This window comes from Bradyrhizobium lablabi, from assembly GCF_001440475.1.
Classification (GTDB): Bacteria; Pseudomonadota; Alphaproteobacteria; order Rhizobiales; family Xanthobacteraceae; genus Bradyrhizobium; species Bradyrhizobium lablabi.
The window spans coordinates 1-20,703 of the sequence record NZ_LLYB01000132.1 but is presented as its reverse complement, the minus strand read 5'-3'; the positions used below and the strand labels follow the sequence as shown (position 1 = coordinate 20,703).

At 61.5% G+C, this 20,703-nt stretch carries 27 protein-coding genes and 1 pseudogene; 16 read left to right on the top strand and 12 right to left on the bottom strand.

From position 1 onward, the window contains the following. Positions 1 to 202: 202 nt before the first annotated feature. Positions 203 to 526: a hypothetical protein gene (locus CQ14_RS43025; RefSeq protein WP_082650244.1), complete on the top strand. Its 324-nt coding sequence runs from the start codon at positions 203 to 205 to the stop codon at positions 524 to 526. 1,282 nt (positions 527 to 1,808) lie between these two features. Here CQ14_RS43025 and CQ14_RS39315 read toward each other — a convergent pair. From CQ14_RS39315 to CQ14_RS39305, 3 genes are all read right to left on the bottom strand, one after another. Next, positions 1,809 to 2,015 (bottom strand): hypothetical protein, encoded by a 207-nt coding sequence (locus tag CQ14_RS39315; protein WP_057863110.1) that lies wholly within the window; start codon positions 2,013 to 2,015, stop codon positions 1,809 to 1,811. Between the two features lie 469 nt (positions 2,016 to 2,484). Beyond that, positions 2,485 to 2,757: a hypothetical protein gene (locus tag CQ14_RS44305; protein ID WP_156435852.1), complete on the bottom strand. Its 273-nt coding sequence runs from the start codon at positions 2,755 to 2,757 to the stop codon at positions 2,485 to 2,487. A gap of 384 nt (positions 2,758 to 3,141) precedes the next feature. Then, the gene (locus CQ14_RS39305) at positions 3,142 to 3,345 is read right to left on the bottom strand and encodes a cold-shock protein (protein WP_057838296.1); all 204 of its coding nucleotides are present in this window, start codon (positions 3,343 to 3,345) and stop codon (positions 3,142 to 3,144) included. 196 nt (positions 3,346 to 3,541) lie between these two features. Here CQ14_RS39305 and CQ14_RS39300 point away from each other — a divergent pair, with 196 nt between their 5' ends. Next, on the top strand, positions 3,542 to 3,799 hold the full coding sequence (locus CQ14_RS39300; protein ID WP_057863108.1) for a DUF3551 domain-containing protein: 258 nt from the start codon (positions 3,542 to 3,544) through the stop codon (positions 3,797 to 3,799). A 192-nt stretch (positions 3,800 to 3,991) separates the two neighbouring features. Here the strand turns inward: CQ14_RS39300 and CQ14_RS48525 are convergent, their stop codons facing one another. The 3 genes from CQ14_RS48525 to CQ14_RS39285 are packed head-to-tail and all read right to left on the bottom strand — an operon-like array spanning position 3,992 to position 4,953. Continuing rightward, positions 3,992 to 4,465 (bottom strand): glutathione S-transferase family protein, encoded by a 474-nt coding sequence (locus CQ14_RS48525; RefSeq protein ID WP_430650254.1) that lies wholly within the window; start codon positions 4,463 to 4,465, stop codon positions 3,992 to 3,994. Positions 4,466 to 4,492: 27 nt separating this feature from the next. Continuing rightward, positions 4,493 to 4,720 (bottom strand): hypothetical protein, encoded by a 228-nt coding sequence (locus CQ14_RS39290; protein WP_057863106.1) that lies wholly within the window; start codon positions 4,718 to 4,720, stop codon positions 4,493 to 4,495. Next, a complete protein-coding gene (locus CQ14_RS39285; protein ID WP_057863105.1) occupies positions 4,720 to 4,953 on the bottom strand; it encodes a hypothetical protein in 234 nt (77 codons plus the stop codon). The genes CQ14_RS39290 and CQ14_RS39285 overlap by 1 nt, the downstream gene beginning before the upstream one ends. A gap of 121 nt (positions 4,954 to 5,074) precedes the next feature. On the opposite strand from CQ14_RS39285, the gene CQ14_RS39280 reads away from it, so the two are divergent. The 5 genes from CQ14_RS39280 (at position 5,075) to CQ14_RS43005 (ending at position 8,224) form a co-directional block, all read left to right on the top strand. After that, positions 5,075 to 5,365 (top strand): hypothetical protein, encoded by a 291-nt coding sequence (locus tag CQ14_RS39280; RefSeq protein ID WP_057863118.1) that lies wholly within the window; start codon positions 5,075 to 5,077, stop codon positions 5,363 to 5,365. Beyond that, positions 5,362 to 5,508 carry a hypothetical protein gene (locus CQ14_RS45085; RefSeq protein WP_199805735.1) on the top strand — a complete coding sequence of 49 codons (147 nt, stop codon included), beginning with the start codon at positions 5,362 to 5,364 and terminating at the stop codon, positions 5,506 to 5,508. The genes CQ14_RS39280 and CQ14_RS45085 overlap by 4 nt, the downstream gene beginning before the upstream one ends. 146 nt (positions 5,509 to 5,654) lie before the next feature. After that, positions 5,655 to 6,032, top strand: coding sequence for a hypothetical protein (locus tag CQ14_RS44300; RefSeq protein WP_156435851.1), 378 nt, complete (start codon positions 5,655 to 5,657; stop codon positions 6,030 to 6,032). A gap of 1,570 nt (positions 6,033 to 7,602) precedes the next feature. Beyond that, positions 7,603 to 7,845 (top strand): DUF3551 domain-containing protein, encoded by a 243-nt coding sequence (locus tag CQ14_RS43010; protein WP_082650242.1) that lies wholly within the window; start codon positions 7,603 to 7,605, stop codon positions 7,843 to 7,845. Between the two features lie 196 nt (positions 7,846 to 8,041). Continuing rightward, positions 8,042 to 8,224, top strand: coding sequence for a hypothetical protein (locus tag CQ14_RS43005; protein ID WP_082650246.1), 183 nt, complete (start codon positions 8,042 to 8,044; stop codon positions 8,222 to 8,224). A gap of 1,938 nt (positions 8,225 to 10,162) precedes the next feature. Here the strand turns inward: CQ14_RS43005 and CQ14_RS39270 are convergent. Further along, on the bottom strand, positions 10,163 to 10,378 hold the full coding sequence (locus CQ14_RS39270) for a hypothetical protein (RefSeq protein ID WP_057863103.1): 216 nt from the start codon (positions 10,376 to 10,378) through the stop codon (positions 10,163 to 10,165). A 376-nt stretch (positions 10,379 to 10,754) separates the two neighbouring features. Here CQ14_RS39270 and CQ14_RS39265 point away from each other — a divergent pair, with 376 nt between their 5' ends. Both CQ14_RS39265 and CQ14_RS39260 read left to right on the top strand, forming a co-directional pair. Next, entirely contained in the window at positions 10,755 to 11,132 is a 378-nt protein-coding gene (locus CQ14_RS39265; protein WP_057863102.1) for a hypothetical protein, read from the top strand. A gap of 212 nt (positions 11,133 to 11,344) precedes the next feature. Beyond that, a complete protein-coding gene (locus CQ14_RS39260) occupies positions 11,345 to 11,734 on the top strand; it encodes a hypothetical protein (protein WP_057863101.1) in 390 nt (129 codons plus the stop codon). A gap of 27 nt (positions 11,735 to 11,761) precedes the next feature. On the opposite strand, the gene CQ14_RS39255 is transcribed toward CQ14_RS39260, so the two are convergent. The 3 genes from CQ14_RS39255 to CQ14_RS39245 form a co-directional block, all read right to left on the bottom strand. After that, complete coding sequence (locus tag CQ14_RS39255; RefSeq protein WP_082650241.1) at positions 11,762 to 12,238, bottom strand: response regulator; 477 nt, start codon at positions 12,236 to 12,238, stop codon at positions 11,762 to 11,764. An 11-nt stretch (positions 12,239 to 12,249) separates the two neighbouring features. Further along, entirely contained in the window at positions 12,250 to 14,583 is a 2,334-nt protein-coding gene (locus tag CQ14_RS39250) for a PAS domain S-box protein (RefSeq protein WP_057863100.1), read from the bottom strand. Between the two features lie 191 nt (positions 14,584 to 14,774). Continuing rightward, on the bottom strand, positions 14,775 to 15,173 hold the full coding sequence (locus CQ14_RS39245; protein WP_057863099.1) for a hypothetical protein: 399 nt from the start codon (positions 15,171 to 15,173) through the stop codon (positions 14,775 to 14,777). Positions 15,174 to 15,335: 162 nt separating this feature from the next. Here CQ14_RS39245 and CQ14_RS39240 point away from each other — a divergent pair, with 162 nt between their 5' ends. From CQ14_RS39240 to CQ14_RS39230, 5 genes and pseudogenes are all read left to right on the top strand, one after another. Next, entirely contained in the window at positions 15,336 to 15,581 is a 246-nt protein-coding gene (locus CQ14_RS39240; RefSeq protein WP_057863098.1) for a hypothetical protein, read from the top strand. A 123-nt stretch (positions 15,582 to 15,704) separates the two neighbouring features. Further along, positions 15,705 to 15,936: pseudogene (locus tag CQ14_RS47395) on the top strand (formyl transferase); the annotation flags it as partial. A 54-nt stretch (positions 15,937 to 15,990) separates the two neighbouring features. Beyond that, positions 15,991 to 16,306: formyltransferase family protein (locus CQ14_RS47390; protein ID WP_283807327.1), on the top strand; the 316-nt coding region annotated here is incomplete at its 5' end. A 203-nt stretch (positions 16,307 to 16,509) separates the two neighbouring features. After that, positions 16,510 to 16,863: a hypothetical protein gene (locus CQ14_RS43000; RefSeq protein ID WP_082650239.1), complete on the top strand. Its 354-nt coding sequence runs from the start codon at positions 16,510 to 16,512 to the stop codon at positions 16,861 to 16,863. 67 nt (positions 16,864 to 16,930) lie between these two features. Continuing rightward, on the top strand, positions 16,931 to 17,362 hold the full coding sequence (locus CQ14_RS39230) for a hypothetical protein (RefSeq protein WP_156435850.1): 432 nt from the start codon (positions 16,931 to 16,933) through the stop codon (positions 17,360 to 17,362). Between the two features lie 130 nt (positions 17,363 to 17,492). Here the strand turns inward: CQ14_RS39230 and CQ14_RS39225 are convergent, their stop codons facing one another. Together CQ14_RS39225 and CQ14_RS39220 are read right to left on the bottom strand one after the other, a co-directional pair. Continuing rightward, positions 17,493 to 17,693, bottom strand: coding sequence for a hypothetical protein (locus CQ14_RS39225; RefSeq protein ID WP_057863096.1), 201 nt, complete (start codon positions 17,691 to 17,693; stop codon positions 17,493 to 17,495). A gap of 58 nt (positions 17,694 to 17,751) precedes the next feature. Then, on the bottom strand, positions 17,752 to 18,150 hold the full coding sequence (locus tag CQ14_RS39220; protein WP_057863095.1) for a RidA family protein: 399 nt from the start codon (positions 18,148 to 18,150) through the stop codon (positions 17,752 to 17,754). Between the two features lie 159 nt (positions 18,151 to 18,309). Between CQ14_RS39220 and CQ14_RS39215 the strand changes: the two genes are divergently transcribed. Together CQ14_RS39215 and CQ14_RS39210 are read left to right on the top strand one after the other, a co-directional pair. Beyond that, positions 18,310 to 19,188: a DMT family transporter gene (locus tag CQ14_RS39215; protein ID WP_057863094.1), complete on the top strand. Its 879-nt coding sequence runs from the start codon at positions 18,310 to 18,312 to the stop codon at positions 19,186 to 19,188. Between the two features lie 177 nt (positions 19,189 to 19,365). After that, on the top strand, positions 19,366 to 20,703 hold a 1,338-nt coding region (locus CQ14_RS39210), incomplete at its 3' end, for a caspase family protein (RefSeq protein ID WP_057863093.1).

Genomic DNA, 20,703 nt, shown 5'->3' with positions numbered 1-20,703 from the left:
GTCGAGGGTTCGAGTCCCTCCGCGCTCACCAAATGATCAATAATATCAATCTTTTGTAGGGCACCACGAAAACGCTGCGTGGACCCTCCGAATCGTGTCCGCACCATGTCTGTTTATTTGGGGCTCGATAAAAATAGCCCAGGTTGTGGGATGCTGATGCGCCAGAGCCTGCCAACCGCAGCCTGAGGATGCGGAGGTTTCGATGCGAAAACTGATTCTCGCTATTCTTGCTTCTGCGTTGCTCGGCCCGTCTGCCGCGACCGGCGCCAACGCCATGCCGATCGCGCTACCCGTGGCGTCGACGTCAAGCGTGGAACAGGTCGGCTGGGTCTGCAATCCGTCGGGACGTTGCTGGTGGCAGCCGAACTACTATCGTCGCTATGGGTACTATCGTCGATATCGATTTGACGACGATGACTGGCCTCGCCGGCACGGCTACGGTCCACGTTATTGGGGTCCCGGTTACAGTTGGGGCGACGGTCACGGCGGTTGGCGTCGCGGCTGGGACGATGACAACGAACAATGAACCGCCCGGCGTGACCAGCGGGACCTGTTCCTCTAGTTGCACTCCGGCATAGACGAAGCGTAGCTGTCCTAGGAGGGCCGTTTCCTCGGGTGGACGCCTCTCGATCCCGTGAACTGACTTCGCCGTCTCGGTTCCGAAGAAACGATCCCGCAGCCATTTTCCTTTCTGAGTGAAGACGGCAGGAAACAATCTCCTGCCATTCTCACTCGGGACGGGCTCCAGAGGCGCTTTGCTTCTCAGTGCGTTCCTCCCAAGACTTGGGCCGCCGAACGCTGGCGGCCCTTTTTTGCGAGCGGAGTTAGCCCGTGCATCCATAACGTCCGCGACCGGATTGCTGCCGCTGCTCGCGCGTCCTGCGATCAGGTGGCAATGGCAGATAGAAGGACGAGGCTGGGCTTCATCGTTCAGCTCCCCGGCGGCTGGCCCGGCGCGCGACGCTTTCGGACGACACAGGCCGGCCCGCCCCGACCGGGCTTACCCCGAAATGGTCTATTCGCGTGGGTGCCATTCTTGGCAGAATTGGGCGCGACGAATGGCGGAGAGCATTTGCCTCCAAGCTGTTTTCTTTATCCTTATATTTCAGGTGACGACGATGATCGACGAGAAGTTCGCCCGTCTGCGCGCACATAATAACAACATCATCCGATATCGACGATTGCTTGAGACCGATCTTTCGGACCTTGAGCGTAGGTTTATCGAAAAGCGTTTGAATGAGGAAAGGTCGGCTGTGAAAAGCTTGGCCAATCACCCATCTCTCGGCGGGCTGGGACTGAATGCAACGCCAACAGTAGATCACTCTCGGGGAAATCCAGCGGTCCGGCCCTGGCCGGCTCCTGATCTATTTCGGCGACTATCACTGCTCTTACTCGGTCGTCGTGGACGCCGGCGGCTGGGGCGATGGCGCGCGCCTAGCCGGCGGCCTCCCATCCCGCGGCCCCCCATCCTGCGGGAATAAGAACAAGGGGCCGTCATCGTTTGCCAATGGGTCCGCCATTGGCTTGTGAAGCCGCGCCGAGCGCGCCGGCGGCTTCCGGAAAGGCTTTGCTAGCGCGAGCGGAAGAGACATCGGACGTAGCCCTAGCTGCGCCTAGTTAAGCACCAGGTCGCGGCAACGTAGCCCGCCAACGGGCCTCACAAACGTTGACCGCCGGCGCACTGCTTGGGGCTGGCCGCGACGCTGATAGTGGGGGCCGCCCAATACATATCCCCCCAGTTAGCGGACCCACAGGGCTACGACGGCCCAGGCGAAGCCGGCCGGGCAAGCACACCTGAGCGATTTTTTCTAGGCGGCCCTTCTGCCACCTTCCCTGACATCGCTCATCGGTTTGATCTCGCCGATCAGCTCCGTGCCTCGATAAATTGACACCTTCTCGCCGGGCGAGATCTGCCAAACCTTCTCGTGTGCAACAATTAGAGCCGCCTCGAGCGTCGGATTGGTGGCGCGGTACTCGCAATTTCGCGCCCTCACCGTGTAGATTCGCTGGGTCATGATGGATCCCTCAGTTCCTCCCCGGGGTCGGAGTTCCTCCCGGGGTCGGACAATCAGCTGCGAGCCGTGATCCGATCGTGATCCTCGCGATGACAGAAGCTGGCGCGCGAACCGGCCTAGCGGACCAGCATGGCTGCGATGGCGCTGGCGAATCCCAGTATCAGGATACTAGCGGCCGTGACGGTGACCACGTCGATTGACCAATGATGGCCGATGAGATCGAGGTGCCTCGAGCGACTTTCGTCTCGATACAGATGAAGGCGCATGGCAGCAGCGCTCCTTGCGCGTGTTGGGGGATGAATCAATCGGCCGCTGCCAAAACAGTTCCGAGCAATTTAGCCCGGGGCTCATTTCTTTGCGGTCACGCACCTTTTGCTGCAGCGGCCGTTGGGAGCCGACGCCATCAGGATCATCGCCCGCGCGGCGCGGACAAGGAAGACAAGGCGGCGGCATGAGGCGGCCTAACGATCTATGATCGTCGGGAATCGACTAGTAGACAGCGGAGTTCATCGATCCGCCGCGCGAAGTCTAATGCATTGGCCTTCAGCACCTCCATGGCGTGACCGCGATGACCTTCATTTTCCAATTCTATGATTCGGTCGTTAAATTCGTTCAGATGCTTTTGCAGTTTCTCAATTTCGTGTTGAACAGGAAAGCGCGCAGCAGGATATTTGTCGACCTTTGCCTGGATTTCTGCACGCATCGCCAAGAGATTACCGAGTCTCGGCTGCCGGGCGGTCATGGCCCCTCCGAATCGCGCGGTTGACTACATCATCCTATAACCAGCCTGGCGAGTGTGACAGCGCGTCATCGAGACGACGCAACGACCGCATGGGCGCCGGCCGAGAATAAAAATGGCCCCAGCGCAAATGTGCGCCGAGGCCATCAAAAGTATTCCCATTTCAAATAGCCAAACAGGGTAGTGGGTACCCGTCCAGCGCTCTCATACAACCGGGAAAATATGGCAACGTCTGTCCAGTAGTGAACAGAGGATGAGGCGCTGCCTAAGCGAACGGCCCCCCTTCTCGCGTCGCCCTCAGCGCCACGCCCCCGCATTGGCGCATTGAGATAGCGCCCCGGCGTTAGGCCCCCTCAAGGCTGGGGCCATTTTTGAATAACTAGACGATCAACCTACCCTGAGGTTCTCGGCGGATTCTTTCCCGCGGTTGGCCACGACTTCGTAGCTCACTTTCGCACCTTCATTCAGATTGCTTAGACCTGCCCTCTCGACGGCTGAGATATGGACGAACACGTCCTTGCCACCAGTGTCGGGCTGAATAAATCCATAGCCCTTCGTCGCGTTAAACCACTTCACTGTACCTATCGCCACGTCAATTCTCCCCACTGATTCTAAAACACGAAAAGATGGGGACCGAAATCCGGCGAAAGAAAGGGCCCGCTAACGTGCACAGCGGGTAGGAAAAGCCGCCACTGGAGCCGTATCAGCGACGGCTCTTACGCATTACTCCCGCGAGGATGTCTCACCGGAGTATGAGGTTCTGGAGTGAATGCCGAAGGAGGCCCTTATGCGCATTCTGGCCTTTGCAATTTTGGCAATCGGGATGGTCTCAATAGGGTCGGCGGCCGCCCAGACGTACGATCCGGCTTATCCGGTTTGCCTGCATGTCTACACCCGGGGGGCCAATTATTACGAATGCCGCTACACGTCGCTGCCACAGTGCAACGCGTCGGCATCGGGACGCGCGGCACAGTGCATCGTCAATCCATATTTCGGGGGCGCGCAAGAATCCGCGGGTTATCGGCGGCATCGCCCGGTCTACTAAGAAACGAAACCCGGCCGGCGATCCCGACGGGAGTTGCGTTCGAGTATGAGGTTCTGGATTGAACCGCATTCCAGTGCATCTGGAACAGGCGGTCGCTAGGCGCATTGATACTGGCGCCAGTCGCCCCTCTGGCTTGGCGGATTGGAATGACGGTCCCTGCCGGCTCCTTTAACTGCTGGGGCCGTTTCTCATTCAGAAGCCGGGAAGCCGAACTGAAACAGGCGTGGCGCGCGGTTGCACATCTCTAAATGGCAGCCGCGTTCGCCGCCTGGCTTTTTGCATAGGCCGGCCATGACGTTCGGCGACGATGAAGAAGCACCACTCGAGCCACTTGGCAAAATCGTGCGCCTGCTCGGGCACCAGCGACCGTTCGCGACCCGAATAGGTCTGCGAAAGATAGGCCACGATTGCCGCACTTTCGCCGATGACGAAGTCGCCGTCCTGCAGCAGCGGTATCTTCTGGCGGGGATTGAGCTTTGTGTACTCTGGCGTTTTGGTCTCACCGCACCAACGCTCATGGAGAGTTGGCTGATCGCGCTTGGCAGTATTTGGGTTGCGTGAACGCTTGCCTTCAAAACCGACCGCAAGTGGATTGGATCGAGTGCTCGAGGCCCTGTACCGAGACTCAGAATCTATTCGACGTCTGCGTCGATGCTGGACTAACACACGCCGGCGTCGTTCCTTAGCCACCCGCTAAGGAATGTCGCTCTTCCTCGAGTCGCCGATGCTGTACGGCCGGTTCAGAAAGAAACTGCGATTACCGAGTGCGGCCTCGGCGTATTGGTCGATCGCGACAATGATCGCCTGGACGTGCTGATAGCAGTAGCCCTCGCGCGCGGCTCGCTGGCGCACTTCGGCGAGCGCGTCGATCCACGGCGAGTTGTCCGTCTTGTCGTCATACCATTTGCGTGGCTCCGGCATCACCAACTCCGGCCACCAAGCACGCGCCCTTTCGTCGGACCGCCCTGCTCTTTCTTCAATCGGTCGCGCTCGACGCACAGCCCTTCGATCTTAGCCAGCATTCTCCCGAGCAGGAGCTCAGCGGCCGCGGTCGCGACGCCGGCGCGCTGAAGCTGCAGGATCTCCTTGCGCTGTCTTCCGACCTGGGCGCGCATGCGCTCGATTTCGGCTCGGTAAAAGTCGATGTCGGGCATGCTATATCCCCTGAACTTGCCAGCTTTTCCCGATAAGAACAAAACTAGAACATTTTAGCAAGCCGCTAGCCATGGTGGTCTCTCAGACCACCGCCCCAATAATTTGAAAGAAGTCATTCCCGTGCCCTGGTCGACCTCGTTTGAGGACCCCATACCGCTGCCCGAGGGCGGACAACTGCTCACGCTGAAAGATGCCGGCGAGTACATCCAGTCGCTGCCAAAGGCGGTGCAGGCGACCGAGCCATGGCAGACCGCGACGGAAGCCCTGCTGCTGGTCATCAATCAGAACGGGCCTGCCATGTTCGCGCGCATCGGAATGATGCAAGCGCTGTATCCGCGGGGCGAGCGGGTGTTCAGCGAGTCCGGCAAGAAAACTCATTGGGGCAAGCGCAAGCTGAAGAGGGACCAATGACCGTTTTTGTCTACGTCAACACCAGCAAGCAGGTCGGCGACGCTGGGCACATCAAGGTGTTCGCCAACCAAGACGCCGCGGAAACCTGGTTCGAGGAAAACGCCCCCGAAGGCGTGGCGTTCGAATGTGAGGTCCTGGAATGAACCGGATTGGCCGACGGACCATGCCTCTCCTGTGCCGCGCGCCCGAGCGTTAACGAGCGGCATCCTTTGCCTTCGGCCGAGCCGCTTCTTTGGCCCTCTCAGCTTGCCAAGCATCGTAGGCGGCCGTTCCGGGTCTCGGAGGCGCGTTGGCCGGCAGTCCACCCATCCATGACGGCATGTCCGCGACCGGATTGCTGCCGCTGGTCGCACATCCTGCGATCAAGTTGGCAATGGCAAACAGAAGGATGAGGCTGGGCTTCATTTCAGTTCCACGGCGGCTGGCCCGGCGCGCGACGCTTTCCGGACGACACACGCCGGGCCTTGCCACTGCCGGTCACCCCCGGAATGGCCTCTCCAGCCTTACGAATGGGCACGTGATTCCGTTTGATCCAGATCAACGCAGGGCCTCGAACGAGATCAGCAATCAACCTGTGGCGCGGACCGACTGGACGTTTGCATTGTCCATTGCCGCCACGCTGGGCCTAGCGGTCGGCGCGATCAGCATCCTGTTGTTCGCGATGTAGGTTACCAATGAAAAGGCCCGCCAGCGTGAACCGGCGGGCGGCCTCCTCTATCAGGGCAGCCGGCGCCGTCGTTGAGGGAGTAATCGCGGTTGCCCAGCACCGTCCTTGTGCAAATCCGTGATTGGGCGTGATCGTCCTTTGCCTTCTTTTGGGCCCCTATGGGGAGGAACCTGTTCCGCTCGGCATCAGCGGGGATTCCAAATTTTCCGTAGTGACTGGCGGTCGCCACGGGGGGCTGCATGACGGATCGGTTGCACCAGACCGTACAAGACGCAGATTTACGCAATCTCGTTCGCATCGTCTCAGTGTGCACCTTGGGGCTCTGGGCATTTGCGGCGGGTCTGCTGATTGGGACCTTTTTGTTTTCGTGATCTCAGATTCGAGCGCGGGACCGGAGCCCCGCGCCCTTTGCCGTCACCCTCCGCTGCCTTCTGGCGTGTGCCGCCAGCCGCTGCCGGTCGCGCTTCCGGTGTGATCGGCGCCGGCGCTTCATGAGGCGTCTCTTTGTGCGCTGGGTGCGCGGCAAGCCACTCGGCATCGGCCGCAATCGCGCGCTCGATCCCTTCAGCCTTGATGTCGGTGTGCCTATGCGGGCCAGACTTCAGCGCTGCTCGCTTCCACGCGACGTGTGGACGCATACAGCGCTGGGGTGAACAACTGTGGGACGATTCCCTGTCGATGGTGGTAGCCGGCGCACTGCCCGCTGGATCCTCCACAACAGAAGGCTCTGCGCACGACGTTGCCGGACGACATGCGCAGAGCCCTGCCAAGCAAGGGCCCTCCCCTGAATGGCTGGTTCAGGCTGATTTTGATTCTTGGCGAAATTGGGCGTGATGCAGCGCCCGGGAAATAACGTTCGGCGAAATGCCAAAGTCCGGCCCCTTCGGGGTCCGTCGTCTTCTGCGGCGATTACCATTGCCGCCGCCCTGATAACGGGCCTCGTTAGTTCCAGAATTAACCTCCATGGCGAACATCAAGCTTAACGCGCGAGTTTAGTTGCAGCCGATCGAAACAAGCCTAGCGTGGTCGCAGTCGCGTAAGTTGGGCCGGACAGTCCCCCCGCACCACCGTACTACGCGATCAGGGGCCGCTCTCGAGCCCTCGTGGCGGCCCCGCCCCCTGTTTTTAAAAGTTGATTCCCCGCCCGGGCCGACCCCGTTTGAGGACCCGAACGGCCGCCCGCTCTTCATCTTGAGGAACCGCCGCCAGCTACATCATGAGGCTGCCGCAGGCCGGCGCACACTGCCAACTAAAATACGGCCCCAGCAGGGCTTTGGGGGGCAGGCTGGGGCCGCAAGGGATATGCGCGTCTCATGTGCCGAAAAACAAACTGGGTTCGGCACGCCCCCTTGATAGCAAATGGCGGATTGCCTCGTACTTACTCTTTAGGGTGTCCGATCGCATCTTTTGGAGTACCGATCACGCACACTTGTTGCCCTAAGAGACACTGCCTTTACATGAAGGTCTTCGCCACGAGGGACGCTGCGGAAAAATGGTTTGAGCAAAACGCCCCCGAAGGCGCGTAGCCTTTGAGTATGAGGTCTTGGAGTGAGTGCTGAAGGAGGCTCTAATGCGCATTCTGACCTTGGCGATGGCGATCGGGATGGTCTCAATAGGGCCGGCGGCCTCCCAGACGTACGATCCGGCCTATTCGATTTGTCTGCGCTTGTACGACCGGACCAACTATTACGAATGCCGCTACACGTCGCTACCTCAGTGCAACGCATCGGCATCAGGCCGCTCGGCACAATGCGTCATCAATCCATATTTCGCGAGCGCGCAAGAGCCCCGGCGGCACCGCCGGATCTACTAAAGTGAACCGCATTGGTCGCGAGCATCGCGCCACGTCCTTGTAATCAAAGCGTCACAAAACTCCGACAGACTTAGGAGGCCGGCATTTTAGGAGCCGACCAGGGAAATGCCACCGCCGCCGAGCGAAGATACTCCGCTCTGGCCTGCCTTGTGGCCTTAAGCAAGATAATAAACTCATTCGTCAAAGGACGATGATGATGATTGATCAACAATTGGCTCGCTTGCGAGCGCATCACCGTAATATTCAACGCTATCGCAACTTATTGCAAACCAGCCTGACAGAACTCGAGCGCGAGTTTGTCGAAAAACGACTGACCGAAGAGCAATCAAATCTGGAGAGCTTGGCTCCACTCACTCCCTTACGCCCTGCCGCTCGCTGACGGTCAGCAGTGAAGGTAGAAAATCGGCAGTCTGGACACACGAAAAGCCCGGCACTCTGCCGGGCTGATCGCAAATATGCTTCCAAGCTAGCAATGGTGAGATAGAGCCACACAACGTTCTCATTGTCGGTTCGTCACCGACTCCGACGGGAAAAGTCGGTAACACTTTTAGGAGTGGCTTATGGTTATCGTGGTGGGCTCGATCGTCTGCCGGTAGGCGATCAATTTGCTGCCGTCGAAGCATTGGTACCGGCGGCCTTCCAGGACTGGCGGGCGTCGACATGCGCGAAAGCATTTGCGCTCGGCATCTGGGAATGAAACGAGAAAGTTCGCGAAGGTGGACCAGGCACATGCCTCCTGCGCCGGCGACGCCAAGCAAGTGACCGCGATGGGAATATTCCGAGCGAACCGCTGATTTTCCGATGCTGCCTCCCCCACAAAAAAGCCCCGGCGAACCGGGGCTTTCTGTGTGTCGTGAAGCTGTGGCTCAGTAGACGACGCCCGGGCCGCCGAAGCGATAGTTCACGCCGATGCGGGTGATCCAGGCCTCGTTCTGCGACTCCAGCCGGTAAGATGCAGTTCGTGGCAGAATTAAAAGGCTGACGGCAGCGCCGAGCGGCCGACCGTCGCCGCGTCTGGTGCCTAGCCGCAGGTCGCTCCTTTAAAGTGCGCGCAGTGTGGCAGGAGCCCAAAGCCCGGCGGCCATTTACGACCGCCGGGCGATAGGCAAATACAACTTGACTTGGAAAGCCGCCATTAGATCGGGAAAAAGCGGCAATGTCTGCCCAAAAGTGAACAGAAGGAAAATCGAATATTAAAGGGTGCCGCGCCGGCGTGAACCGGTGGCCGCCTCATTAACCAGATCAAATAACAACTCCGCGTCGCCGGCGCCGCTCCAAGAGCGATGGCGCCGCGATCGGTAAGGTTGACTGGTTAGGTTAAACCGCGAGTTCGGTTGCCACGCTTCAAGAGTCTGCCTAGTGGTCAGCCACCGGACAATTTCCCCCAAGTGGTCCGGGCCCACACAGCAAGGCCGTCGGGCGATCATACTCCGCCCGGCGGCTTTGTCTTAAGGATGATCGGTGCGCCACCAATGGCTGAAAGTGAACTACGTCGTCGCTGTCGTGATCGCGATGATTGGCTGGCTTTTCCTCATCGTCTGGATCGTGAGGCAGTGCATTTGATCGGCCGCAGCAGGTACGCCGCAAACAACAAAGGCGGTCCCCACAAAGCCAGCAAGCCGTAGATGACGAACTCTACAACGTCCATGCTCATCCCCAATGACATGTCGTTACCCAAGCTTTGCCTAGATTCGCGCGCGGCAAAAGCGAAACCGTTTGTGCGCCGCACCCTCCTCTTTGGCGCCGGTCTGGTTGCCAAGCCTCAAATTCGATGAGAGGATCATGATTGGTCACAAGACCTTGGAGCGATGATGCTAATGCATACGCGATCCAAACGATATGTCAGGCGTCAGCGTGGACGACAGAAAGCGGCCGACCGTCGCGCTCACGCGAAATTTACGCCCCCGACGCGACCCGAAAATCGGCTGGCCTTCCAGGTTGCCGCCGGGATGAAAAAGCGCTGGCCAAACGTCCTGCCGTTTTCCATCTAGACCCGCCGGCCCGCCCGCCCGGATTCGAGATTGCTCGCCCGGCCTGAAACAAACGGCTGTGTTCCCCGTTGTTAATGAAACAGGGACGCAGTCATGCAATTTTTGTTCAATCTCATCTGGAACCAATCACGCGGCAGATTCCTCGCTGCAATGGGCACGCGGGAGGTCAGGCAATGATCGAACTCTCAGCAGCAATCCTCGCTTTGGTCAGCATCGGAATCTTCGCCGCCCACGCGCTGGATGCTTACCGCACCGATTAGCGCCAGCGTAACGCGGCACACAGGCGAAACGTCGCCTGACGCGGCGCGGCGCCTGAGTGGCGCGTGTCAGGTGTCTGCCGTCTCGTATCGACTTCTATTCGATGCGTGAACGTCGGAGGTGACAAGACGCGAGCGTGGCTTCAGCGATACGCCTAGCTGATGGGCCTTGAAGGCCACCCCGCCTACGGTCCGGTCCATCTTTTCCGCAATTGCCTGGGCTGAATATTCCTGAGCAAGGTCCTTGAGGTCTCTGATATCCTCGGCACTCCAGCGTTTGGCCATCCTGATCCCTCCATGCTCTCGTGCTTAAATCAGGAAAAAATGGAAAGTTCCAAGGGCCGCCGCGATTAAATCGATATTGCGAGGGCTTCTGTCGCGACCTCGCCGAGAGGCGACCGCAAGACAAGGCGCCTCCGGGCGACCTTGATCTTTTCGTCCCCGGAAATGGGTCCCTCGGTAGATTGACGGTGGTTGCCGTTCAGTGGCTGTTGCCCCGGCGGGCTTATCGGCTGCCGCAAGGACGTCGCTTTGCATGACGTCCAATTTTCGCCGCCGGTCTTTCCGACAGCTCACACAACATCGATATCGAATCGTACAATCCGCCGTAGCCGTAAGATCGGCTGCAAGCGAGTCAGTGTTCACCGGAGGGGACTGAAAGATGTTTGCCAGCATTGCCGGCATAGCCCTCGCGCTCCAATTGGGCGCACCTGCGCACCCGCAGTACGAAACCGCCCCCTTGGTCCAGGAAATCCGCTACCGGCGTAACGGCCGCCCGCCGCCATGCGGCGACGGCTACGATCTCGATGAGCGCGACGGCAAATGCTACCCGAACGGAATGGTGCCGCCGCGCTATCAGCCGGGCCGGTATTATCCGCTGGAGTACGGCGGCGGCCGGCGGCCGATCCCGTGCGACCATGGCGCAGACCGCGATATTCGCGACGGGCTCTGCTATCGGACCGGCACCGTGCCGCGGCAGTATCAGGCCGGCCGCAAAGGCTATCACACGCGACGAAACGGCTATTACGAGATGCGCTAGCGCGACGACACCGCAGATCGGTTCGCCGATCCGCGGCCAGCCGTTGGTGACGTTGCGGATTTGACTTCCAAAACCTGAAATGCGTTCATCGGGTATTCAGGCCGTGTTTTGATATATTTGCACGGACCACGGCAGCCCCTCGATCGTGATCGGACAACCGGTCGGCGCATCGTGGAAACGCCGGCCGCCTCTGGTTTGATTGGAGACCGACCATGATTGTCAGCATTGCCGCCGCAGCACTGGCCGCTCAGTTGAGCGTGGCGCCTGAACGTGCTGTTGCCCCCGTCATGCCTCAAACGGTGCAATACCGGGTACCCGTCCATCCGCCGCCGTGCGGCCATGGCTGGGATCTGAGCGCGCGCGACGGCATGTGCTATCCGAACGGCTATCTGCCGCCGCAGGATCAGGCCGCACGGCAGTATCGCTACTATGGCGGCGGCTACGGTGGCTCCGTTCCATGCGGCCATGGCACGGATCGGGATAGCCGCGACGGCCGATGCTACCCGACCGGAACGGTTCCGCCGGAGTTTCAGTCAGGGCGCAGGCAGTATTACGGCGACGGATATTATGAGGGCCGCCGCCGCTATTACCGGGACTACTGATCCTTGCCGATCGGCTGACGCCGGCCGCTACGGCCGGCGCAGCTGCGCCAGGGCTTCGGCGACCACCGCGACGAGCGAAGCCATGGTGTATGGCTTCGGCAGCCATCCGAGCGGCGCATAGGGCTCGGCGCGTCCGCGCGTGTACACATCGTCATGCGCGGTCGCAAAGATGCAGCGAATGGCGAAGTCCTGATACAATTCGCGCGCGGCATCGATCCCATCGCGGGTGCTGGCGAGGCGAATATCCATCACGGCAAGCGCCGGCTGCGCCTCACCGGCCAGCGCAACAGCTTCCTCCGCCGTCGTGGCCGGCCCCACGACTTGAAAGCCGGCTGTGGTGAGCGCGACTTCCGTCTGCATCGCGATCAGAAAATCATCTTCGACGACGAGAACGCGCGGAGGGCCTTGCCTGGCCTCCATCCGCCGCGTCTCTTCGGCCGGCGGCGCGTTCCGGTCCGGCTCGGACGATGGCGCAAAATGCGCTGCGCTGTGCGGATGCGTCATTGGTGACCGCACTAGATTTTTGCCGCAGGAAAATCGAGGCAAGCCCGCGACGGATTTTTCGTGACGTGAAGCGTTCCATGTAGCTGGCGCGCGAGGCCGAGCACGAGCTGGATTCCGGACGAGGTCTTGCGTACGGCTTCCAGGTCGAACCCCTCGCCGTCATCCTCGACGCAGAGCGCCAGCCGCCCGTCCTGACCGGTCAGGCTGACCCGGACACTCTGCCTCGCGTGATCCGTGACGCCGTGCTTGACCGCATTCGTCAGCAGCTCGTTCAATATCAGCGCCAGCGGCATCGCCACGTCGTTGGAAAGCACGCCGCGCGCCGCGCCGCATTCAATTCGTGCGTCCGCCGGCAGCAATTGCCGGATGGTCTCGCAGACCGCCGGCAGAAATTCTTTCGCCGCGACGCGGCTGGCGTCGCTTCGGCCGTACAGCACGCGCTGTGCCGCCGCCATGGCCGCGATCCGTGCGCTGGCTTCGTTGAGCACCTTCCGCGCTTCGTCGCTGTGTGCGGTCCTTGCCGCGGAAAACAGCAACGCCTGCAGCATCTGTATGTTGTTCTTGGTGCGATGGTTGAGTTCATCGAGCAGCAGCCGTTGCTGGGTCTCCGCCTGTCGCCGCTCACTGATGTCAACCAGCATGTTGATGGCGCCGGTGACGTTGCCCGAGGAGTCCCGCAGCGGCGTCGGGAACGGAATGAACGGCACCCGCGTGCCGTCCGGCCGCTCGGCCACCGCTTCGACGCCGCGCACGGCGCGTCCTTCCCTGAGCGCAACCGCCATCGGGCACTGATCGTGCGGCAGCGGCGTGCCATCCGGCATGAACAGCTTCCACGTGACACACCACTCGTCGCTGCCGAGCGTGGGGGTACGGCCGGAGAATTCGACGGCTGCCTGGTTGAAATAGGTGATTTTTCCCTGCGCGTCGGTCGTGTAGATCGCGGCCGGAATCGCCGCGAGCAATTCGGTGAGCTGCCGTTCGCTCTCCCGGAGCTTGCGTTCGGATTCCTTGCGGCCGGTGATGTCGCGAGCAATCTTCGAGGCGCCGACAATCATTCCTGCGCTGTCGCGCACCGGCGAGACGGTCAGCGAAATGTCCAGCAGGCTGCCGTTCTTGCGCCGGCGGACGGTTTCATAATGGTGGATGCGCTCGCCGCGCCGTATGCGCGCCAGGATGCCGGGCTCCTCATCTTCGCGTCCCGGCGGAAAAAGAATGGTCACGGGCTTGCCGATGGCCTCAGTGGCGGTATAGCCGAACAGCCGCTCTGCGCCTGGATTCCAGGTCCGGATGATTCCGTCCAGATCCTTGCTGATGATCGCATCGTCGGAGGATTCCACGATGGATACCAGTTGCTGCGCGCGTTCCTCGGCGACGCACCGCGCCTCCTCCGCCCTCAATCTCGCGATGCCGAAACCGAGTTGCCGCGCGAGCGTCAGCGCGACGTCGATCTCCGGTCCAGTGAAGTGATGCGGCCTGTCGTAATAGGCCATGAACTTTCCGGCGAGCCGGCCGCCGATCAGGATCGGAATGAAGGCCGCGGCCGCGATCTTTTCTCGCACAACCGTTTCCTTGAGCGTGTCCGGGAGAGCTGAAGCGGCAACATTCTCGAAATAGACCGGCCGCGGATTGGCTTCATCCCTGCCCCATGGCGAATGGCCTTCAACCGCCTGCCGGTACCCGTCCGACAAGCCCCGCCATCCCACGAAGCGCATCACGTCGCTGTCGTCGAACAGCAGAATGGAGGCGCGCTCGCAGGCAAGCGCGGCGAGGATGGCGTCGAGGCCGGCGTCGTAAACCTGCGGGGGCGATGTGGCGTATTGGAGCCTCTCAGAGAACCGGAACAGCGCCGCCTGCTCTTCGCTTCGCCGCGCCAGCGCCTGTTCGGCGGCCTTGCGCAGGCCGATGTCATGTTGAACGCGCACCGCGTACAGGAAATTGCCCGAGGGATCGCGGACGCTGGTGGACGTTACTTCCGCCCACAAGTACGAGCCGTCCTTGCGGGCCAGACGCTTCTCGATGGTGTAGCGATCGATTTCTCCCGCAATCTGTCGCCTGAACTGCGCCAGATCCTGCACGACGTCCTCAGGCGAGGTCTCGTCAAAGATCGAGCGGCCGAACATGTCGTCCGCTTCGCGTCCCACCAGCTCGCAGGCCTTCTGGTTGACGCGCCTGACACGTCCGGCCTGGTCGATCTCGATGATGCCCACACCGACATGTTCGTAGGTGACACCCAGCCTTTCCTCGTGCGCGGGCGACCATTCCTCACGGGGCGGGCGGGCGACGTCAGAGGGCGCGGACCGGCCCGGCTTGGAGAGAGTCTTGGCCGTCCGTTGCTGGATGTTCATTCCCGCCATCTCTGCCTTCAGGGGCAAACTTGCCTCACGCGATACTCGGCTTCGGCGCATGCAGGAATCAGCACGCAACCGCTGAACGTAACTTTGGACAAGTTCGGCAGGAGAAAATTGTTCCCTTGGCAACGAAGCGTCCGTGTTCCGGCGCGCTTCGTTTCCCGCAGGTATCGATTGCAATCTGATCGCTAACAGCCTCGGCAGATCCCCGTGAACGTACTCACCTCCGGCCGCCCCCGCGGCCGGACCGGCGGCTTGCGCGCCTTCGCCTGGCGCGCGCTGAAGATCCGTTGCGAGGCGCCTGGATAGGGCGGCGTCACGACGCGTGTGCGCGCCGGAGATTCGATCGAACCGTAGGAGACGGTAGGTGGCGGCGGATTGGGCCTGAGCGGCGGCGTGATCGCGGCATTGCCGATGCCGCTGGGATCGGAGAGCGACCGGGGGTTGGCCGGTCCGAACGGCACGCCCGATATCGACGAATTGCCGGCGCCGGCCGAGCCGGCCGGCGGCGTCAGTTGTGCGAATGCCTTGGCGGGGATGATCAGGCCGAGCGCCACCAGCAGAACAAGCGCCGGATTGCGGGACATCGAGGTCTCTCCAGAAGGCAGTGCCCCAACGAACATCTAGGGCGCGCGTTCCCTCGCTTCCAGATGTGCCTGGTTTCCTTCTGTCAGTCCCGTTCCGGAGTAGGCGTCGACGGGAGAATCAGGCCTAATTGAGGCGCGATCACGTTTTGAGATTCCGGCGGCATGAACCAGCCCGAAGCGCTCGATTCCGATATCCGCGCCCTGCAGCAATGGCTGCGCGCCGCTTGGCAGCAGCTCGGCGACCCCGCCCTCACCATTTTCGCCCGGCGCGAGCTGCGCAACCAGATGAAACAATGCAGCGCCGACTTGCGGGACTGCCTGCAAAGGGCGGCCGAACAACAGCCCGAGCCGGCCCGGCCGCCGATACCGCACTATTCAAGGCCGGAACTGCGCATCCTGTCGTGGTAGCCGTCGAGCCATAACCGGCCGACCCGCCCTGTTGATAACCCACAAGCGCCGGGGCCGGCATCGAAACAGGGCGCCCTGGTGTGCTATCGGCATACCGGCCTGATTAACGACGGAAGAAAACACATGCGGATCACCCTGGTCGGCTCCCGCCATTTTGGCGTAACGACATTCAACACGCTGCGCCAACACGGGGTCGATATCGTCCGCGTCGTCGTTCACGATGGCGAGGACCGGCTTGCCGCCGCCGGGCGGGCAGCCGGGATCGAGGTCGTCGTGCAGGCCGATCCGAAACACGTCGTCGCGTCTGAAATCGCGCCGAATACCGACCTGATCGTCACCGCGCACAGCCATGCCCNGCGTGGACAGAGACGCCTTGGCGACATCCAAACTCGGCGGCATTGGCTATCANCCCGTCGTTGCTGCCCCGGCATCGCGGCATCGCCGCAGTCGAATGGACCATCAAGGAAGGCGATCCGATCGCTGGCGGCACCGTCTACCACCTCGCCGACCGGATGGACGCCGGCGCCATCGCCGCGCAGGAGTGGGTGTTCGTCAGAAAGGGAGAGACCGCGCGCGAGCTCTGGGAGCGCGCGCTAGCCCCGCTCGGCCAGAAACTGCTCACTGACGTCATCTTTCACGCCAAGACCCACCACAACCTCCCTGCCACGCCGCAGGAGGAAGAATTCGCCACCCAGGCGCCAAGCCTGTCCGGCGCCAAACATTGACCCTACTATGATACCGCAAACTTGCGGGAATCAGGCCCGAACCGCGCCGAAACGGTGAATTTTCTCGTTCCCCGGCGGAACCGGATTCACCTTGATGTGCTTGAGCCCACAGGAACTTTCCTCAGTGCTGCGTCGCACCCAAGTTTGAACACATTGTGACAAGATAAGGCGCTCCATCACACACATGTCAGGGGATTTGACCCATGCGCGCCAACCGCATCCGTAACCTGTTGTTTGTTTCGTTTCTGGCTTCCGCCGCGACCTTTGCCAGCGCTCCCGCCTCCGCGCAAAACCCCTATGACGGCCTTTGGCAGGTCACCGTCGTCACAAAAACGGGCAGTTGCGACGCGCACACTACGTCGACCGTGAATGTCACCGACGGCAAGATTTCGGGCGGCCCGGTTTCGGGCAGCGTGGGCTCCGGGGGACTTGTGCGAGTCTCGATCAATGGTGCATATGCGAACGGTCAACTCAGTGGCAACTCCGGATCGGGGAAATGGAATGGGGCTTCAGCTGGTGTCGCGTGTAGCGGTCGATGGGAAGCATCCCGTCAGTAGGGCAAGCCAGACTTTCGAATTTTTCGCCAAAGCGCGGCGGCTGACATTCGCAGCCGTCGCTTTTTTTATGACGGCTTTTGCGGCCTCGACGAGCTACGCGCAGTCCAGCGCTTTCGCCGGCATGGCCGGCAACTGGTCCGGCGGCGGCACCGTGACGCTTGACGATGGTTCGAGCGAGCGAATTCGCTGTCGCGCCACCTACAAGGTGGGCGGATCCAATATGGAGATGGTCCTCACCTGCGCCAGCGACGCCTACAGGTTCAACCTGCAGGCCGCCGTGGTCGCGGCGGGTGGTGAGGTCAGCGGCACCTGGACCGAGTCCAGCCGCAATGTCGGCGGCAGCATCCAGGGCCGTGGCGCGGCAGGCAGCTTCCAGGTGGTCGCCCAGGCGGCCGGCTTCGCCGCCAACATTTCGCTGAAGACCACCGGCAACAAGCAGCAGATCGCCCTGAGAGCCGACAGCCAGTTCCGCGCCGCCAATATCTCGCTGTCGAAGTAGGCTGTGGACCGTCATACCCCGCGCATGCGGGGTATCCAGTACGCCGCGCCCATCGTTTCAAGCCGTGACGCCTCTGGAATACTGGATCGCCCGCATCGCGCATTCGCGGGCGATGACAATTTTTGGCGGCCTAAGCCGTCTTCGGCTGCTCGAGTTTTGCCGCGGTCTGCTTCATCGTCTTGGCGATCAGCAAGGCCTGCTCCTTGGTGAAGGCAAAATCCTGCACGCCGCGCTGCGTGGTCAGCGACAGCACCATGATGTCGGGCTGATGCTCGGGCCAGCCGGTCGCAAAAGCGGTGACGAAGTCTGCGGTAGTCGATCGATTGGTCATTGGCTCACGATATCCTCTGGTCGGACAGCGCCTTGTCCTGGGCGCTTGAGATGTTTGATTAGGCCTTGGACACGAAGGCGGTCACTTCGATTTCGACTTTCGCTCGCTGATCGACCAGCCCGTCGATGTAGAGCAGCGTCGAGGGCGGGAAATTGCGCCCGAGCGTTTCCTTCCATGCTGCCCCGATGCCGGGACCTGCGGCCTCGTATTCGCTGCGGCTGGTCAGGTACCAGGTCAGGCGGACGATGTGCTCGGGGCCAGCGCCGGCTTCTCCCAGCAGCTTGACGATGCGCTTCAGCGCGGTGCCGACCTGGGCGGCCAGGTCAGGGGCGTAATCGCCCTTCTCGTCGCCGCCGGTCTGGCCGGCCAGCACGATCCACTTGCCGGGGCCATCGACCTCGACACCGTGTGAGAAGCCGCGGGGTTTCGACCATTCGGCCGGTTGCAAGACACGCATGCAGTTTCCTCCTTGAGACCGCCGCTCTTAGCACTGAACCGGCAGCCGCTCCCACAGCGAAATTGCCATGCCGCGCATCGCTGTATCGGCGCATTTGCGCGTTGCAAATTGTGGCACACTCGCCGATACCGGCCTGCCCAACCCCTCTCGCTCCCGCAAATGGACCGCACACAATCCAAAACCCTGGCCGCGCTGTGGATGGCCGGCTGGCTCACCTTGATGCTGATCATCGCGATCGCCGGACGCGAGGCCGCGCGCGAGATCAACCTGTTCCAGCTGATGGAGATGCGCTCGATCCTGGGCTTCCTGATGCTGTATCCGCTGATCCGCGCCGCGGGCGGATTTGGTATGATGAAGACAAAGCGGTTGCCGCTCTATATCGCGCGCAACCTCATCCATTACGGCGCACAGCTCGGCTGGTTCCTTGCGCTGACGCTGATCCCGATCGGCCAGGTGGTGGCCATCGAATTCACCATGCCGATCTGGACCGCAATCCTGGCGGCAAGCTTTCTCGGCGAACGCATGACGGTCTGGAAGATCACCGCGATCGTGCTCGGCATCGTCGGCGTCGTCATGATCGTTCGCCCCGCCACCAGCGAGGTCAATCCGGGACAGCTGATCGCGCTGGCGGCCGCGGTCGGGTTCGGCATCGCGGTCGCGATGGTCAAGTCGCTGACGCGGACCGAGCAGCCGCTCGCGATCATGTTCTGGATGCTGGTGATACAGTCGGCGGTGGGGCTGTTCCCTGCCCTCTACGTCTGGCAGTGGCCGCCCGCCCATCTCTGGGGATGGGTCGTCATCATCGCGTTTTGCGGCACGTTCTCCCACTACTGCATGGCGCGCGCGATGCTGCATGCGGATGCAACCGTCGTGATCCCGATGGACTTCTTGCGGGTGCCCTTGAGCGCCGCCGCAGGCTGGCTGATCTATTCGGAACGGCTCGACATGTTCACTGTGCTCGGCGCTGCCTTAATTCTCACCGGCAATTTGTTGAACCTGAAACCGAATCCTTCGACTAAGGCGCGCGCCCAAGGCTGAATTTTATTTCCCTGGCTGTGATCCAGATCACGTCGCATGCCGTGGCGCGAAGGTAACGGATGGCTCCGGATTTGGTTTTTCACCTGCTTTTTTGTGGTACGAAGCGGGCGATTCTTTGTAATGTCCCGCCAGCGTTACAGCCAAAGCCTTTTGTTCGATTCTGCAGGGGGATTTCCTATGCGTTTCCAAACCCTCATTTTGTCCGTCATATGTCTGGTCTTTACGGCCGGTGCAGCCAGTGCCGAGAAGCGCGTCGCCTTCGTCGTCGGTAACGGCGCCTACAAGAACGTTGCGCCGTTGCCCAATCCGTCGGTCGATGCCAAGGCGATTGCCGCCACCCTGCGCAATGTCGGATTCGAAGTGGTCGAGGGTTCCAATCTCACGCGCGACAAGATGACCGAACGTCTGCTCGACTTCGGCAAGAAGGCGCAGGGCGCCGACGTCGCGCTGTTCTTCTACGCTGGCCACGGCATCGCGATCAGCGGAACCAACTATCTGCTACCGGTCGACGCCGACATCAAATCCGAAATGGACGTCAAGCTCGGCGCTGCGATCAACATCGACCTCACGCTCGAGCAGACCATGGGCGACGCCAAGGTCAAGCTCGTCTTCCTCGACGCCTGCCGCGACAATCCGTTCGCAGCCAAGATCAAGTCGAACTCGGCCACCCGCAGCGTCAACGTGCAGACCGGTCTCGCCGAAATGAAATCCGGCGAAGGTACGCTGATCGCATTCGCGACCGGTCCGGGCCAGACCGCGCTCGACGGCCAGGAAGGCGGCAACAGCCCGTTCACCCGCGCTCTGCTTGCCAACCTCACCCAGCCCGGCGTCGAGATTCAGCAGGCGATGACCAAGGTCCGCGCCCAGGTCAATGAGGAGACCAACAAGGGTCAACTGCCCTGGGGTCACACCAACCTGATCGGTGCGGTCTACCTGAACGGCGCGCCTGCGCCCGGCGCCGTGGCCGCTGCAGCACCGGCGGCAACCGGTTCTTCAAAGGCGTCGGACGTGGAACTGGAGTTCTGGCGTTCGATCAAGGACTCCAACAAGCCGGAAGAGCTCAATGCCTATCTGACCAGCTATCCCAACGGTCAGTTCCGCTCGCTGGCATTGTCACGGATTGCGTCGCTGGAGAGCGGTGCGAAGGAAAACGCGACGCGCAATCTGAGCCAGGGGATTGATCCCGCGACCTTCAAGGACGAAGCCAACCAGACCACCGAGGACCAGATCGGCCTCGACAAGGGCCAGCGCCGCGACGTGCAGCGCCGCCTGACCGGGCTCGGTTTCGATACCAAGATCACCGGCCAGTTCGACGCCCCGACCCGCGCCGTGATCACGCGCTGGCAGGCCGCCCGCGGTTATCCCAAGAGCGGCTTCCTCAACAAGCTGCAGCACAAGGCACTGCTGACGGAGATTGTGGCGGCCGCGCCGGCCGCGAGTGCCGAGGAGGAGCGCCCGAAGCCGCGCCGCGCCCCCAGCAGCGGTACCGCCCAGGCCCAGCCTCAGCCGCAGCAG

Bases quoted from the DNA above. Each gene is read 5' to 3' on its own strand.
- CQ14_RS39285 (WP_057863105.1), bottom strand. From the start codon at position 4,953: ATGCCCGACATCGACTTTTACCGAGCCGAAATCGAGCGCATGCGCGCC.
- CQ14_RS44305 (WP_156435852.1), bottom strand. From the start codon at position 2,757: ATGACCGCCCGGCAGCCGAGACTCGGTAATCTCTTGGCGATGCGTGCA.
- CQ14_RS39230 (WP_156435850.1), top strand. From the start codon at position 16,931: ATGACGGCTTTTGCGGCCTCGACGAGCTACGCGCAGTCCAGCGCTTTC.
- CQ14_RS39290 (WP_057863106.1), bottom strand. From the start codon at position 4,720: ATGCCGGAGCCACGCAAATGGTATGACGACAAGACGGACAACTCGCCG.
- CQ14_RS39250 (WP_057863100.1), bottom strand. From the start codon at position 14,583: ATGAACATCCAGCAACGGACGGCCAAGACTCTCTCCAAGCCGGGCCGG.
- CQ14_RS43010 (WP_082650242.1), top strand. From the start codon at position 7,603: ATGCGCATTCTGACCTTGGCGATGGCGATCGGGATGGTCTCAATAGGG.
- CQ14_RS39300 (WP_057863108.1), top strand. From the start codon at position 3,542: ATGCGCATTCTGGCCTTTGCAATTTTGGCAATCGGGATGGTCTCAATA.
- CQ14_RS39265 (WP_057863102.1), top strand. From the start codon at position 10,755: ATGTTTGCCAGCATTGCCGGCATAGCCCTCGCGCTCCAATTGGGCGCA.
- CQ14_RS43005 (WP_082650246.1), top strand. From the start codon at position 8,042: ATGATTGATCAACAATTGGCTCGCTTGCGAGCGCATCACCGTAATATT.
- CQ14_RS39245 (WP_057863099.1), bottom strand. From the start codon at position 15,173: ATGTCCCGCAATCCGGCGCTTGTTCTGCTGGTGGCGCTCGGCCTGATC.
- CQ14_RS43025 (WP_082650244.1), top strand. From the start codon at position 203: ATGCGAAAACTGATTCTCGCTATTCTTGCTTCTGCGTTGCTCGGCCCG.
- CQ14_RS39255 (WP_082650241.1), bottom strand. From the start codon at position 12,238: ATGACGCATCCGCACAGCGCAGCGCATTTTGCGCCATCGTCCGAGCCG.
- CQ14_RS39220 (WP_057863095.1), bottom strand. From the start codon at position 18,150: ATGCGTGTCTTGCAACCGGCCGAATGGTCGAAACCCCGCGGCTTCTCA.
- CQ14_RS43000 (WP_082650239.1), top strand. From the start codon at position 16,510: ATGCGCGCCAACCGCATCCGTAACCTGTTGTTTGTTTCGTTTCTGGCT.
- CQ14_RS39215 (WP_057863094.1), top strand. From the start codon at position 18,310: ATGGACCGCACACAATCCAAAACCCTGGCCGCGCTGTGGATGGCCGGC.
- CQ14_RS39315 (WP_057863110.1), bottom strand. From the start codon at position 2,015: ATGACCCAGCGAATCTACACGGTGAGGGCGCGAAATTGCGAGTACCGC.
- CQ14_RS39240 (WP_057863098.1), top strand. From the start codon at position 15,336: ATGAACCAGCCCGAAGCGCTCGATTCCGATATCCGCGCCCTGCAGCAA.
- CQ14_RS39260 (WP_057863101.1), top strand. From the start codon at position 11,345: ATGATTGTCAGCATTGCCGCCGCAGCACTGGCCGCTCAGTTGAGCGTG.
- CQ14_RS39270 (WP_057863103.1), bottom strand. From the start codon at position 10,378: ATGGCCAAACGCTGGAGTGCCGAGGATATCAGAGACCTCAAGGACCTT.
- CQ14_RS39225 (WP_057863096.1), bottom strand. From the start codon at position 17,693: ATGACCAATCGATCGACTACCGCAGACTTCGTCACCGCTTTTGCGACC.
- CQ14_RS45085 (WP_199805735.1), top strand. From the start codon at position 5,362: ATGACCGTTTTTGTCTACGTCAACACCAGCAAGCAGGTCGGCGACGCT.